This window comes from Mycobacterium paraffinicum (genome assembly GCF_001907675.1).
In the GTDB taxonomy this organism is placed as follows: Bacteria; Actinomycetota; Actinomycetes; order Mycobacteriales; family Mycobacteriaceae; genus Mycobacterium; species Mycobacterium paraffinicum_A.
In genome coordinates this window covers 108,801-122,306 of record NZ_MPNT01000006.1, presented here as the reverse complement: position 1 = coordinate 122,306, position 13,506 = coordinate 108,801, and the positions used below count along the sequence as shown (strand labels likewise).

Annotated in this window: 14 protein-coding genes; 13 read left to right on the top strand and 1 reads right to left on the bottom strand. The window is 65.3% G+C overall.

Annotation, left to right across the window (positions count from 1 at the left end):
• The first annotated feature begins 43 nt into the window (after window positions 1–43).
• Window positions 44–910, top strand: a complete 867-nt coding sequence (locus tag BRW65_RS09165; RefSeq protein ID WP_073873735.1) for an SDR family oxidoreductase — start codon at window positions 44–46, stop codon at window positions 908–910.
• Window positions 911–921: 11 nt separating this feature from the next.
• Here BRW65_RS09165 and BRW65_RS09160 read toward each other — a convergent pair whose 3' ends face one another.
• The gene (locus BRW65_RS09160; RefSeq protein ID WP_073873733.1) at window positions 922–1,749 is read right to left on the bottom strand and encodes an enoyl-CoA hydratase/isomerase family protein; all 828 of its coding nucleotides are present in this window, start codon (window positions 1,747–1,749) and stop codon (window positions 922–924) included.
• A 52-nt stretch (window positions 1,750–1,801) separates the two neighbouring features.
• Between BRW65_RS09160 and BRW65_RS09155 the strand changes: the two genes are divergently transcribed.
• The 12 genes from BRW65_RS09155 (at window position 1,802) to BRW65_RS09100 (ending at window position 13,438) form a co-directional block, all read left to right on the top strand.
• Window positions 1,802–3,052, top strand: a complete 1,251-nt coding sequence (locus BRW65_RS09155) for a hypothetical protein (protein WP_073873731.1) — start codon at window positions 1,802–1,804, stop codon at window positions 3,050–3,052.
• A gap of 4 nt (window positions 3,053–3,056) precedes the next feature.
• On the top strand, window positions 3,057–3,863 hold the full coding sequence (locus tag BRW65_RS09150) for an enoyl-CoA hydratase/isomerase family protein (RefSeq protein ID WP_073873729.1): 807 nt from the start codon (window positions 3,057–3,059) through the stop codon (window positions 3,861–3,863).
• A gap of 6 nt (window positions 3,864–3,869) precedes the next feature.
• Window positions 3,870–5,117: an acyl-CoA dehydrogenase family protein gene (locus BRW65_RS09145; protein WP_073873727.1), complete on the top strand. Its 1,248-nt coding sequence runs from the start codon at window positions 3,870–3,872 to the stop codon at window positions 5,115–5,117.
• On the top strand, window positions 5,114–5,929 hold the full coding sequence (locus BRW65_RS09140) for an enoyl-CoA hydratase/isomerase family protein (RefSeq protein WP_073873725.1): 816 nt from the start codon (window positions 5,114–5,116) through the stop codon (window positions 5,927–5,929). Before BRW65_RS09145 ends, BRW65_RS09140 begins: the two co-directional genes overlap by 4 nt.
• Window positions 5,926–6,726: an enoyl-CoA hydratase/isomerase family protein gene (locus BRW65_RS09135; RefSeq protein ID WP_073873723.1), complete on the top strand. Its 801-nt coding sequence runs from the start codon at window positions 5,926–5,928 to the stop codon at window positions 6,724–6,726. Before BRW65_RS09140 ends, BRW65_RS09135 begins: the two co-directional genes overlap by 4 nt.
• A complete protein-coding gene (locus BRW65_RS09130; RefSeq protein WP_073873721.1) occupies window positions 6,723–8,174 on the top strand; it encodes a class I adenylate-forming enzyme family protein in 1,452 nt (483 codons plus the stop codon). Before BRW65_RS09135 ends, BRW65_RS09130 begins: the two co-directional genes overlap by 4 nt.
• 507 nt (window positions 8,175–8,681) lie before the next feature.
• Window positions 8,682–9,341, top strand: a complete 660-nt coding sequence (locus BRW65_RS09125) for a hypothetical protein (RefSeq protein ID WP_073873719.1) — start codon at window positions 8,682–8,684, stop codon at window positions 9,339–9,341.
• A gap of 96 nt (window positions 9,342–9,437) precedes the next feature.
• Window positions 9,438–9,800 (top strand): hypothetical protein, encoded by a 363-nt coding sequence (locus tag BRW65_RS09120; RefSeq protein ID WP_073873916.1) that lies wholly within the window; start codon window positions 9,438–9,440, stop codon window positions 9,798–9,800.
• Window positions 9,751–10,416 carry an SDR family oxidoreductase gene (locus tag BRW65_RS09115; protein ID WP_084187776.1) on the top strand — a complete coding sequence of 222 codons (666 nt, stop codon included), beginning with the start codon at window positions 9,751–9,753 and terminating at the stop codon, window positions 10,414–10,416. Before BRW65_RS09120 ends, BRW65_RS09115 begins: the two co-directional genes overlap by 50 nt.
• Window positions 10,413–11,171 carry an SDR family NAD(P)-dependent oxidoreductase gene (locus BRW65_RS09110; RefSeq protein WP_073873715.1) on the top strand — a complete coding sequence of 253 codons (759 nt, stop codon included), beginning with the start codon at window positions 10,413–10,415 and terminating at the stop codon, window positions 11,169–11,171. The genes BRW65_RS09115 and BRW65_RS09110 overlap by 4 nt, the downstream gene beginning before the upstream one ends.
• 6 nt (window positions 11,172–11,177) lie before the next feature.
• The gene (locus tag BRW65_RS09105) at window positions 11,178–12,065 is read left to right on the top strand and encodes an LLM class F420-dependent oxidoreductase (RefSeq protein ID WP_073873713.1); all 888 of its coding nucleotides are present in this window, start codon (window positions 11,178–11,180) and stop codon (window positions 12,063–12,065) included.
• 194 nt (window positions 12,066–12,259) lie between these two features.
• On the top strand, window positions 12,260–13,438 hold the full coding sequence (locus BRW65_RS09100) for an amidohydrolase family protein (RefSeq protein ID WP_073873711.1): 1,179 nt from the start codon (window positions 12,260–12,262) through the stop codon (window positions 13,436–13,438).
• Window positions 13,439–13,506: the final 68 nt, after the last annotated feature.

Sequence of the window (13,506 nt, the reverse complement as noted above, 5' to 3'; positions counted from 1 at the left end):
TGCAAATTACTGCTCTCGATTGAGTAAATGTAACCTCTCACCCATGCAGTCAATGACTTTCGACAATCAGGTGGCCATCGTCACCGGTGCCGGCGGCGGCCTTGGCCGCTGTCACGCCCTCGAGCTCGCCCGGCGTGGCGCCCGAGTCGTCGTGAACGACCTGGGCAGCAGCGTGGACGGCAGCGGCGCGTCGACGTCGGCAGCGCAAGCCGTGGCCGACGAGATCACAGCCGCGGGCGGCACCGCGATCGCCAACGGCGACTCGGTGGCCACCGAGGAGGGCGGCGCGGCGATCGTCAGGGCGGCGATGGACGCCTTCGGTCAGGTCGATATTCTGGTGAACAACGCGGGGATTCTGCGCGACGCGGCCTTCAAGAACATGACCGCCGAGCAAGTCGACGCGGTCATAGCGGTACACCTGGCCGGCGCCTTCAATGTGACACGGGCGGTGTGGCCGATCATGCGGACGCAGAATTACGGACGAATCGTTCAGACCACTTCTGGTACCGGGCTTTTCGGCAACTTCGGTCAGGCCAACTACGGAGCCGCGAAGATGGGCCTTGTCGGCATGATGCACGTGCTCGCCATCGAGGGTGCCCGCAATGGCATCGCGGTCAACGCCATCGCCCCCATCGCGCGGACGCGGATGACCGAGGACATCATGGGCGAGGCCGGTAAGGCCATGCATCCCGAGCTCGTCACTCCGGTGGTGATCTACCTCTGTCATCGCTCCTGCGACCGCACCGCGCATATCTACTCGGTCGGCGCCGGGAAGGTTTCCCGGGTGTTCATCGGCGTCACCAAGGGAATCGAGGACACGGCTTTGACTGCGGAGTCGGTGGCATCGTCGATCGACGAGATCGACGACAGCGCCACGTTCACCATTCGCGGCGGACCCACCGCCGCCTGATACGCGACCGGTCAACGACCGAGGAACTTGGGCTCCCTGCGTTCGGCGAACGACGCGAGGCCCTCCTGGAGGTCCACGGTGCGTGACACCACCTCCTGTGCCCAGGCTTCTTGCTCGAACGCGCGGTGTCGGTCCGACTCCGACGACACTTTCAACAGCCGTTTGGTCAGTGCCAGCATCACCGTGGGGCCCGCGGCCAGCCGTACCGCGAGTTCCTCGGCGACCGCGCGGGTGTCTTCCGGTGCGGTCACGCGATTGACCAGCCCGAGCTTCTCGCAGGTGGCAGCATCGACCGGTTCGCCGAGCATCAAGAGTTCGGTGGCCTTGCGCAGACCGACAATTCTCGTCAGCAGGTGGACGGCCCCCGAATCGGGAAGGATCCCCCGGTGCACGAACGCCTCCACAAGCTTCGCCCGCGCTGACATGACCACCAGATCGGCTGCCAGCACCAAGCTGGCGCCGGCGCCGGCAGCCGTGCCGTTGACAGCGGCCACCACGGGTTTGTCGCAATCCAATATCGAGGCAATCAATCGCTGCCAGCCTTGCTGGAGCATGCGAGCGATATCACCGGGCCGCTTCTCCGAGAGGCGTTTTGGTTGTGTGTCAGCGTTCGCAGTCTGCGACGGCAAGCCCGCACCGGCACAGAAATGGCGGTCACCGGTCGCGCTCAACAGCACGGCGCGGACGTCGGGTCGGTCGTTGGCCAGGACCAACGCCTCGGTGAGAGCCTCGCGGGCCAAGGGCGACAACGAATTTCCGACATCAGCGCGGTCGATGGTGATTCGCAGCACCCCGTCCTCACCGACGGCCGCCACGATGCCTGATGGTTGCTCGCTCATATCCTCATCCCTGCGTTAACGGCGTTTCCGCTTTTCGGGTATCTTAATTTCCATGCCGGAACCCGGTCAGATTACCGACGAAGGATTGGCCCGGTTGCGCGCCACCATCGGCATCGCGGTCCCCCATACTCAGCCGCCGCATTACTTCAGACCCAATGAAGACTGCTTCCGCCACGTGGCGGAGAGCTACGGCGACGCCAACCCGCTGTGGACCGACGCGGAGTACGCCGCCAAATCCGTGTGGGCTGAGTCGATCGCACCGCCCGCGCTCGTCGGGGGCGACACCCTGATAGGCGAGGACGAGGTGACCACGCTCTCCGACGGAGACCGCGCGCTGACCAAGGGTGACCCCCTGCGCGGCGTCCATGCTTTCTACGCGTCTTCGTCGCGCGAGTGGTGGGCGCCGCTGCGTGCCAATCATCGCGTCTTCCGACGCAGCGCTCTGGTCGCGGCCCTGGACAAGAGCAGCGAATTCGCCGATCGGGCCGTCCATGAGTGGTCGGCACAGGTGTTCCGCGACGACGAAGGCGTCATTTTGGGCGCGCAGTACCGCAACATGATCCGCACCGAACGCAGTAAGGCGCGCGGGCGTAAGAAGTACGAGGCCGTCGAACTGAAGTCGTGGACGCCGGACGAAATCGCGGAATTGGACGACAGATACGCGCGCGAAACACCGCGTGGCGCCGAACCGCGATGGTGGGAGGACGTCGACGAGGGTGACGACATCGGCACCTTGACCAAAGGCCCGCTGACGGTCACCGACATGGTCTGCTGGCATGTCGGCATGGGAACCGGGATGTATGGGGTGCGGCCCCTGCGGCTGGCGTGGCGCAATCGGCAGCGCATTCCCCGTTTCTACACGCCCAACGAATACGGTGTGCCGGATGCGCAGCAGCGTGTGCACTGGGAACCGGAGGCGGCCCGCAATGCGGGGAACCCCACCACCTTCGACTACGGCCGGATGCGCGAGTCGTGGCTTATTCACCTGTGCACCGACTGGATGGGTGACGACGGCTGGCTGTGGAAGCTCGGGTGCGAATTCCGCCTCTTCAACTACGTCGGCGATTTACACACCATCACGGGAAAGGTGGTCCGCAAGTACCTCGCCGGGGACAATCGGCCGGCCGTCGACCTCGAGCTGGCGGCGACAAACCACCGTGGCCAGATCACGGCGCCGGGGAACGCGACAATTCTGCTGCCCAGCCGCGAACACGGACCCGTCCGGCTACCCGATCCACCCGGACGGGCAACCAACCTCTCAGACCTGCTCACCGCCGTGTCGGCGCGATTCGCCGAAGCCTGAGCACATGAGTTACGACAGCGTTGAAGGCCTCAGGGCCGAACAAGAAGGTGCGACCTTGCGCCTGAGATTCGAGCGCGCCGATCGCCGGAACGCGGTCAACGACGTAATGCTCGACGCGATGATCGCGCATCTCGCCGCCGCGGGTGTCGACGAGTCCGTTCGTGTCATCAGGATCGACGCCGAGGGACCCGACTTCTGCGCCGGCTCCGACCTGATCGCCAACAACACCCGCTCCGAGCGAAAGCCCAGGGTGGGCAGCACACAGCGCCGGCTGCCCAACAAGGCGAACCGGCTCATCCCGCTGATGCTCGAGACTCAGGTGCCCATCGTCTCGGTGGTGCGGGGCTGGGCCGCCGGTCTCGGGTTTCACATTGCACTGGCTTCCGACTTCTGCGTCGCCGCCGAGGACGCGCGGTTCTGGGAACCCTTCATGGCCCGGGGCTTCACCCCCGACAGCGGGGCGGCCTGGCTGCTGCCTCGGCTCGTCGGCCTGGTCCACACCCGGCAGCTCCTGATGCTCGGCAAGGAGATCCCCGGATCCACCGCGGCCGAGTGGGGCATCATTCACACCGCCGCCCCTGTCGGTGAACTGGAAACGGCCGCAAGCGAACTGATCAGGGGTCTTGCCGACGCCCCGACGGTGGCGCTGGGGCTCACCAAGTGGCTGCTGCACAGCGGCAACGGGCTCGACCTGGACCGTCACCTGCAGAACGAGGCGATGGCACTTGAGTTATCCAGCCGCAGTGAGGATTTCAAGGAGGGATTGGCGGCGTTCCGCGACAGGCGCGAGGCGAAGTTCCAGGGACGCTAGACGATCATGACACCGCTGCCGATCACCGAGGCCACGAGCGCCGCTGAAGCCGTCGCGGCCGTCGAACAATGGGTCGACGCCGAGGTACCGGTCTCCTGGCGCATCTCCGCCGCCGAGGGTCCCGCTGCCCTGCATGCGGTGCGAAGTCCCGCGGACTACCGCCAGTGGTATCCGATCTTCGCCGCGTCCGGCCTTGTCGTGCCGACCTGGGCACGCGAATACGGCGGTCTGGGCATCGGCAACGAGGTCGCCCTGGCGATCGATCGGGTGCTGCGTCCACTGCGGCTGTCCCGGCTGAATCCCCTGGGACTCAACAACGCCGCCGCAGCGTTGTTCAGCCACGGAACGGAAGAGCAGCGGCTGCGGTTTCTGCCGCCGATCGTGCGCAACGAGGAAAAGTGGTGTCAGCTCTTCAGCGAGCCGGGTGCCGGGTCCGACCTCGCCTCGTTGGCAACGCGGGCCGTCCGGGACGCGGATGAGTGGGTGATCTCGGGCCAGAAGGTCTGGACCACGTGGGCCGACGAGGCCGACTTCGCGATCCTGCTCGCGAGAACCGACCCGGAGGCGCCCAAGCACAAGGGCATCACCTACTTCCTGCTCGACATGCATCAACCCGGCGTCGAGGTGCGACCATTGCGTCAGATCACCGGTGAGGCGGAGTTCAACGAGGTCTTCATCGACAATGCCCGCGTCCCCGACGCGCACCGCGTGGGCGACGTCAACGACGGGTGGCGTGTCAGCGCGTCGACGTTGTCCAGTGAGCGGCAGATGGTTTCGGGCTCCGGGTCGGGCGGCATGGGGCGCCTCGGCGGCTCCGGCACTGATCGCCTGATAGCGCTGGCACGAGAGACCGGCCGGTGGGACGACCCGGTCATCAGGAACAAGATCATGCGGCTGTGGGCACAGGAGCAGATCCGAGGCTGGACCAATGACCGTGTCAAGGCGGCACTTTCGGCCGGCCAGTCGCCGGGAGCCGCGTCCTCGATCGGCAAGGTGCACCAGGCCACGCTCAACCAGCAAATCCAGGACCTCATGGCGGACCTGCTGGGCACCGACGCGGTCGCCTGGCCGGCGACCGACGACCCGGACGCCCTGCCGCGAGACGTCCACGGCATGCTGCGCAGCCTCGCGAACGGGACCGAGGGCGGCACCACCGACATCAACAAGAACATCCTCGGTGAGCGCGTGCTCGGGTTACCCAAGGAACCGGACCCCTGGAAGGGGAAACCCTGGAAGGACATCCCGCGCTCGTGAGCACCTACCAGCGGCTGGTATTGGAAAAGTCCGGCGGTATCGGCTGGCTGATCCTGAACAGGCCGGACGCGGGCAACGCGTTCGACTCGTTGATGCTCGACGAACTCGAGGCGGCCTGGGCCGACCTGGAAGCCGATCCCGCCGTCCGGGTGATCGTCAACACGGCCAACGGCAGTGCCTTCTGCACGGGCATGGACGTGGTGCAGGTGGCGCGCAACAAGGAGGCGATGCGCCGGCATTCACGTCGGACCCGGGACGCCGAGCTGAAGATCTCGTCGTCGCACTGCGGCGTGTGGAAGCCGGTGATCGCCGCAGTGAACGGCGTCTGCGCGGGCGGCGGCCTGCACCTGGTGGCCGACGCCGACATCGTGATCGCGGCCGAGCGGGCCTCGTTCGTCGACCCGCACGTGTCGCTCGGTCAGGCCGTCGCCTACGAGGCGATCACACTGCTTCGCAAGTCCCCGATGGAGGCGATCACCCGAATGGCGTTAAGCGGCAAAGGCGAACGCATCTCGGCGCAACGGGCCTACGAATTGGGCATCTTGTCCGAGGTGGTACCTGCCGATCAGCTCCGCGCCGCGGCGGGACGGCTCGCCACCGCGATAGCCGGCAATTCCCCAACCGCGTTGCGCGCCACCAAAAAGGCGCTGTGGCATTCCCTGGAAGTCGGTATGACCCAGGCGCGTGAAGATGCCGCCGACGAAATCTGGCGGCTGCGTGATCATCCCGATCACGCCGAGGGCGCCCAGGCGTGGCGCGAGAAGCGCGCGCCACGCTGGCAACCGCTGTCGGACGCCGTGGAGGCTTCATGACATACCAGAGACTGGTCGTCGATCGGCACGGGCCGGTGGGCTGGATCATCAACGACCGGCCGGACCGGCTCAACGCTTACGACGCGGTGATGCGTGCGGAATTCCCCAGAGCCTGGGCGGAATTGAATGCCGACCCCGACGTTCGCGTCATCGTGCACACCGGCAACGGGCGGGCATTTCAGGTGGGCGCCGACGTCGAGGAGCTCGACGGCGAGGCCGTGCTGCAGTTTCAGGAGACCATGCGCACACTGGACCTCAAGTTGACGGCGTGGCACTGCAACGTCGAGAAGCCGGTCATCACGGCCGTCAACGGGGTGTGCGCCGGCGGGGGGTTGCACTGGGTGGCCGACGCCGACATCGTCATCGCGTCGTCGAATGCGAGCTTCGTCGATCCGCACGTCTCGATCGGCCAGGTCAGCGCCTTGGAAACCATCGCCCTGATGCGCAAGATGCCAGCCGAAGCCGTGCTGCGGATGGCTCTGGTGGGCAGCCACGAGCGGCTCAGCGCCCAGCGCGCCTACCAGCTCGGCATGATCAGTCAGGTCGTCGACCCGCCACAAAAGCTGCGCGAGGTGGCCCAGGAGCTGGCCGAGAAGATCGCCAGGAACTCGCCGGCGGCGATGCGCGCCACCAAGCGTGCGCTGTGGGGCGCACTCGAATACGGCCTGACGGACGCGTGCCGAGAAGGCGCCAAGCACCTGACGTCGATGTGGGGACACCCCGACCAGAACGAGGGACCCCTTGCCTTCGCGGACAAGCGAAGGCCCAAATGGGCTCCGTTAGAGGCGGATTCGTGAGTCTCACCGAGCTGCTGGGCGGCCTGCCCGAGATCGCAGTACACATGCTCGGTGCCGAGGTGTCGCGCGACGAGCTGACGGCCAGCGCCGACCAACTCGGCGCGTTGCTCACCGAAGGCGGACTGACGACGGGGCAGGTCGTGGCCGCTATGCTGCCCAACGACGCAACCACCATCGCCGCGCTATTCGGCACGTGGCGAGCCGGCGGGGTGTACACACCGCTGAACCCGAGGGCGGCCGATGTCGAGGTCGTGGCCCAGCTGAAGACATTGCGCCCCGTTGCAGTCATCACGACGCCCGCTCTGGCACACCGGTTTTCGATGTCTCACGTCCCCGTCATCGTCGGTGACGCGTTGGCGTGGGTGACGGCGGGACAATGCGACCAGCCGGCCGACGCGCGGTGCTACGACGGCGATGTGGCGCTGCTGCAGTTCACCTCCGGCACCACAGGACCGCCGAAGCCGGTGCCACTTCGTCACACTACCGTGCTCGATCTGATCGACCGACTGTTGGTGAAACTGCGTGGTACCCGAACTGTCACGGAAACCCCCAAGCGCCCACCGATGCCGAACCTTGTGCCCCTGTCGTTGTCGTTGTGGGCCGGTATCTACCAGGTGCTGTTCGCGTTCCGGGCGGGTTCGGGCGTGGTCCTGATGGAGCGATTTTCGGCGTCTGATTTCGCGGCGCTGATTCGGCGGCACCAACTGCGATCCACCGTGCTACCGCCCGCCGCGCTCACCATGGTGCTGCACGACGACTCAGTCACGGACTTGTCGCCGCTGAGGATCGTACGGTCGATCACCGCTCCCCTGTCACCCGTTCAAGCGGCCCGATTCAGGGACAAGTTCGGGGTGATCGTGCTCAACTCCTACGGCCAAACAGAACTCGGCGGCGAGGTGGTGGGCTGGTCGGCCGCCGACGCCCGCGAATGGGGAGAGACCAAACTCGGATCGGTGGGACGGCCGCTGCCGGGCATCGACGTGACCATCGCCGACGACGAGGTGATGGTGCGTACGCCGACGACAGCGGCCCGCAACATCGATCCGGCCTTCCTCGACCGGCTCACCGACGACGGCTGGTTCCACACCGGCGACCTGGGCTGGTTCGACGATGACGGGTTCCTCTGGCTCGACGGCCGGGTGTCAGACATGATCAACCGCGGCGGCCTCAAGGTCTTCCCGGGCACCGTCGAAGACGTCATCCTCGCCGCCGGCGGTGTGCGGGAAGCCGCCGTCGTAGGCGTGCCCGACGAGCGGCTCGGTGAGGTGCCCTGGGCGTTCGTCGTGCGCGGCGATGACACAGTGACAGAGGACAGCCTCACCGCCTGGTGCCGGGAGCGGCTGACGCCGTACCGCGTACCCGTGCGATTCGTGTTCGTCGACCGGCTGCCCCGCAACGACGTCGGCAAGGTGGTCAAGCACGAACTCGCCGCCATGGCCGACGTGTGAGGCTCAGACGGACAACGTAAATTCTCGTAATTGATAATGCTGCTAGCATCTTACGGAAATGCATATTTCCGATAGCGGGCCAGCGGAGACGGGAGCAAGGGTGTGATCGAAGAATTCGTGCGGATGGCCGTCACCTGGGGAGCCATGTGCGCACTGGTCGCGTTCTTCTACTGGATGATGTCGAACATCGGCACGTTTTAACCGCCGCGACGGCTCCCGCCGGTCCAGATCAACCCCCAGCAGGCCGAAGGGCGCTTGCACTGGATCGCCGCGGTCGGCATGCCTCACCGGTATCCGAAGATCAAGGAGGAATCAGCGCGGTGGACGAACAGGATCGCCGACGCAGACGCGGGCTCATCGTTTTCCAGATTTGGATATACGGCCTGTTACTGACGATGTTTCTCATCCAGCTCTCGATGTTGCTGACAAGAGATTGGTAGACCCGTGCGATTGCCCTCTGCGATGTCACCCCGCCGGAACGGTGGGTCTCAGTCGCCGGCAGCCACTTTGGACGAACACGACCAACAGAGCCGTCGGGCACAACGACAAGCGGATCTCTGGCTGATAGCCGGCACGGCACTGATGGGGACTCTGGTGCTCGGCGTAGTCGGGCTCCCCCTCTTCCTGCGTGGCTTGTACCTGTTGCGCAATGCCCAACGCGAGGGCCTATCGGTGCGTCCGTTGATGGTCACGCTCATCGGCTACGTGATCATCCTGGATGCGGCCCTGAACAGCATCGGCTGGGCGCTCGACCTATTCGCCAATCACGCCCTGATCACCCGCACCGTGTTCACCGCGTGGGGGAACCTGATGGACGGGGGATATTTCTGGCACTACAACGAACTCTGGATCGGAGGTGCCAGCGCTCCGGGCGAGAAGGCGTGGGTTCTCGTTTGCGTCCTCATTGCCTTTCCCATGCGGATGGCCGCCGCGATCGGCTTTCTCCAGATGAAGCGCTGGGGCCACCAGTGGATGGTCGTGACGTGCTGGTTCGGCGTGGTGGTGTGGACCGGCTACATCTTCAACATGACGTTGTATGCCGATGTCCGTTACGCGGCCGTGGGCCTGCCGGTGCTGGCCTGGTGGGCCTACAACGTCTTTTACATAACGCCGTTCCTCGCCATCCCCTACCTGCACACGGTCAACCGGGAGATCTTCTCCGACTGACCGATCCCCGAAAGGACTACGGTGTCTGAATCAATCGTGGACGCAACCGCATCGGCCGAGTCGCTGCCGCCGGGCACGACATCGACGTGGGCGCGGATGCACAAGTGGCTCAGGCGAGCACTGTTCGTCTGCCTGTTCGGATTGGTGATCGAGGGATCCCTTACCGTGCCGGTGATTGCGGTCTGGTACGGGTGGCCCACGCTGTCACTTACCGAGATCTGCAGCGAATTGCTCAAGGTGCGGTACTCCAACGACACCCTCGAGTGCACGCAGCCCTATCCCCTCGGCGGTCCGCCCTTCGGCGGTGCCCCCGAAGCGGCTGGGCAGCACACCGCGAAAGACGACTGGGGAGTCCAACCCCACCCGCGGTACAACCGAATCGGCTTCCGCGAACTGGTGAAGATCCACGATGAGCGAATCGCACGGCAGGCTAAGGCGCCTTCGATTCCGAAACCGTAGGTCGGTGCAAAACATGACAGCTCCGCACGTCATCGGCCGTGGCGATGCGATCTCGTGGGCGATCGCAGCGAGTCTCAAATCAGTCGTCCACGACATCGACGAATCGACTCGGCCGACGTCGGACCACGTTGTCATCGTGGTCGGCGTCGATCCGGCGCTCGAACCGACTCCCGTCGGCAGTTTGAGTGCAACAGAGTGGCGCCGATTCGCGGAGCATCCGATGCGACAGGCGCTGAATGCGTTGCAACGCGCGTATTCCTCCATGCGCCAGAAGGGAGGGCGCATCGTCCTGGTGCTGCCGTCCATCGGAATGACCGGGGCGCCATGTCTTGTCCCCTACACCACCGCACTCGAGGGGATCCGCGCGATGGCCAAGTCCGCCGCTCGCCAGTGGGCATCGCAAAACCTCATCGTCAATATGATCGCCGCCCCGCTTCATCTTTTCGCGCCCCGGCTGAGCGCGTCGGCCGGCCACGTGACCGCGGCCGCGCTTCAGGACGATGACGCGCTCATCGAATCGATAGTCGAGACGACACGATTCCTGCTCAAGCGGGATGTGACGGGTCTCGTCGGCGAAACCGTCATCGTCGACGGCGGAGCCATGATGCTCCCATGACGATCGACGGTTACACGGTGCTGGTCACCGGAGCCGGTGGCGGCGTGGGGCACGGAATCGCGCGCGCCCTCGCTCTCGACGGCGCCCACGTCTTCGTCGCCACCCGATCGGAAAACGGGCGGGCAGTCGCGGCCGAACTGGTCGAGGGGGGTCATCGGGCGAGCTGGGTCCGCTGTGACGTCACCGTTCAGGAGTCCGTCGTCGGCGCTGTCGAGGCCGCAGTGAACGGCACCGGGCGCCTCGATGCGCTGATTCACAACGCCACAAGCAACGCATCCAGCCGGCCGCACCGCCTCCAGGACGTCGATGAGGCGCTGTGGCAGGACCACATCGGGGTCTCGGTGACCGGTGCTTATCACTGTGCGCACGCGGCCTTTGAAGCGCTGAGCGAACGGGGAGGGACCTTCTTGGTGATGACCTCGCCCGCCGGCATCGAGGGGAGCGCGACGCTGCCGCTGTACGCCACGATGAAGGGAGCGCTGCGGGGCTTCGCGAAAAGCCTGGCGCGCGAATGGGGAGCCCACGGCATCACCGTCAACGTCATCTCGCCGCTTGCATACTCGCCCGCGATGACCGCAGCCATCGAAGCGGAGCCCGCCATGGAGGAGCGGCTCGCACGGCGGATCCCGCTGGGCCGCATCGGCGATCCGCAGATCGACATCGGTTCGGCCGTCACTTTCCTCGTGGGTCCGCGCGCCCGATACCTCACCGGACAGACGATCGGGGTCGACGGCGGCCACTTCACCAACCTCTAGATCCTCGTGGAAATCGGTCTCGTCCTTCCCCACAGCGGCCCACATGCATCGCCGTCCTTCATCCGCGACTTCGCCCAGGCCGCGGAAGGCTGCGGTACCGACAGGCTCTGGGCGGTCGATCATCTGGTCCTGCCCCAGCACACCGACTCGCCATATGTGCTCGGCCGTAAGCCAACGCCAGTCGCCGACGGTTGGCTCTCCGAAAATCTCGCCCCAAATTTCGAGCTGATGACCACGCTGAGTTGGGTAGCGGGGTTCACGAACAGCATCGGCCTCGGATCATCGATTTCCGTGCTCCCCCTCCGCAATCCGATCGTCAACGCCAAGCAGCTCGCGTCGCTCGACGCGTTCTCGGGCGGCCGCCTCGTCTACGGCGTGGGAGTCGGGTGGCTGAAGGAAGAAGCAACGGCGATGGGCATGCCATGGGACCGCCGGGGTGCCCGCAGCGAGGAACACATCGCGGTCTTGCGGACGCTATGGTGCGCGGCCGATCGCTATGTCGAGTTCCACGGGCAGTTCTATGATTTCGCACCGATGGATCCGCGCCCGCAGCCCGCTCAACGGCCCATTCCGATCCTGGTGGGCGGTCACTCCGATACGGCGCTCGACCGGGCAGTGCGTATCGGCGACGGCTGGATTTCCGCGCCGACGTCCGCGGGCCGGCTGGCCGAACTCATCGCGACCCTGAACCGGCTGGCCGACGCACAAGGCAGATCGCCGGCGAGCCTGTACAAGGTCGCGTCGACCACCTATTCCGACGCCCGATCATTGTCCGAAACGTGTGATGCCTACCGTCGACTGGGCATCGATCATGTGCAAGTCCTCGTCCCCGGCGACGAACCGCGACTGATGATCGATCGCCTACCGGAAGTCGCGACCGCGGCGAGGGGGTGAGCCACCATCGGCGTCGCCGGCCTGTCAGCGACCTTGCGATTGGCGGCGGTTCTAAGTAGCTTAATGCGAGAACGTTTACTCTCGTAATGCGAAAGTGACGTTGCCGTCGCCGCCCCGCCCGATGGCTTGATGGACCATCGACGAAGCACCGGGCGGGGTTTCGGCGACCTTGACAGCGTCTCGAAAGGAACCACATGCCCCAGCCCAAGGCCTTTGAAGTGTGGGATGCGGACAATCACATGTACGAGACGATCGACGCCTACACGCGGTACCTGCCGGAGAAATACTCCCAAGCATTGAAGTTCGTCGACATCAATGGCCGCAAGAAGCTGCAGATCCTCGGCGTTATCACCGAGACCATACCCAACCCCACCTACGAGGTGATTCCCACTCCCGGCGCCTGGGCCGACTACTACCGCGGGAACAACCCGGAGGGTAAGACGCTGCGTGAGCTTGCCGAGCCGATTCGCTGTCCGGACGAGTTCCGGCGTCCGGACCTGCGCCTGGCGCTGATGGACCGCCAGGGCGTTGACGGCGCACTGATGTTCCCGACCACGGCGGGCATGCTCGAGGAACGGACCAAGTGCGACACCGAGCTCACCCACGCGGTTACCCACGCATTCAACCGCTGGCTGCTTGAGGACTGGACGTTCAACTTCAAGGACCGCATCTTCCCCGTCCCGGCGATCTCGCTCAACGATCCGGCGAAGGGCATCGCCGAACTCGAGTGGTGCCTGGACAACGGGGCGAAGACGGTGCTGATCCGGCCTGCGCCGGTGCCGAGGGAAGACGGCACCTCCCGCTCACCGGCCCTACCCGAGTTCGACGACTTCTGGCGGCTCGTCGAGTCGTCGGGTATCTCGGTTCAGATGCACAACTCCGACTCCGGTTACGACCGCTACCTCTCCGACTGGGAGGGCGGTGACGAGTTCCAGGGCTTCCAGCTGACCAAGTTTCGCGGCTTCGTCTACGAGGAGAGCCGCCACATCTTCGACACGCTGGCGGCGTTTATCGCCCACGGCGTGTTCGAGCGGTTTCCCGGCCTGCGCGTCGGCGTGGTCGAGAACGGCGGGTCGTGGGCGCAGCGCCTGATGGATGCATTCGATCGGGTGTACCGCAAGAAGCCGCGCGATTTCGGCGAGCACCCGGGGGATGTCTTCCGCAGGCACGTGTGGGTGAACCCGTTCCACGAGGAGGACATGTCGCACCTCATCGACATCCTCGGTGCAGATCGGGTGATGTTCGGATCCGACTATCCGCATCCCGAGGGGCTGGCCGAACCCGCCGACTTCGTCAAGGAACTCGAGAACCTGCCCGCACCCACCACAGCACGGGTGATGGGCGGCAACCTCAAGGAGCTCATCGGGGTCTAGGCAACACCCGTAATCAGGTGGGTCGACCTCAATTCCGCTATGCGCCTTTTTGATTTGATCTTTGGCCC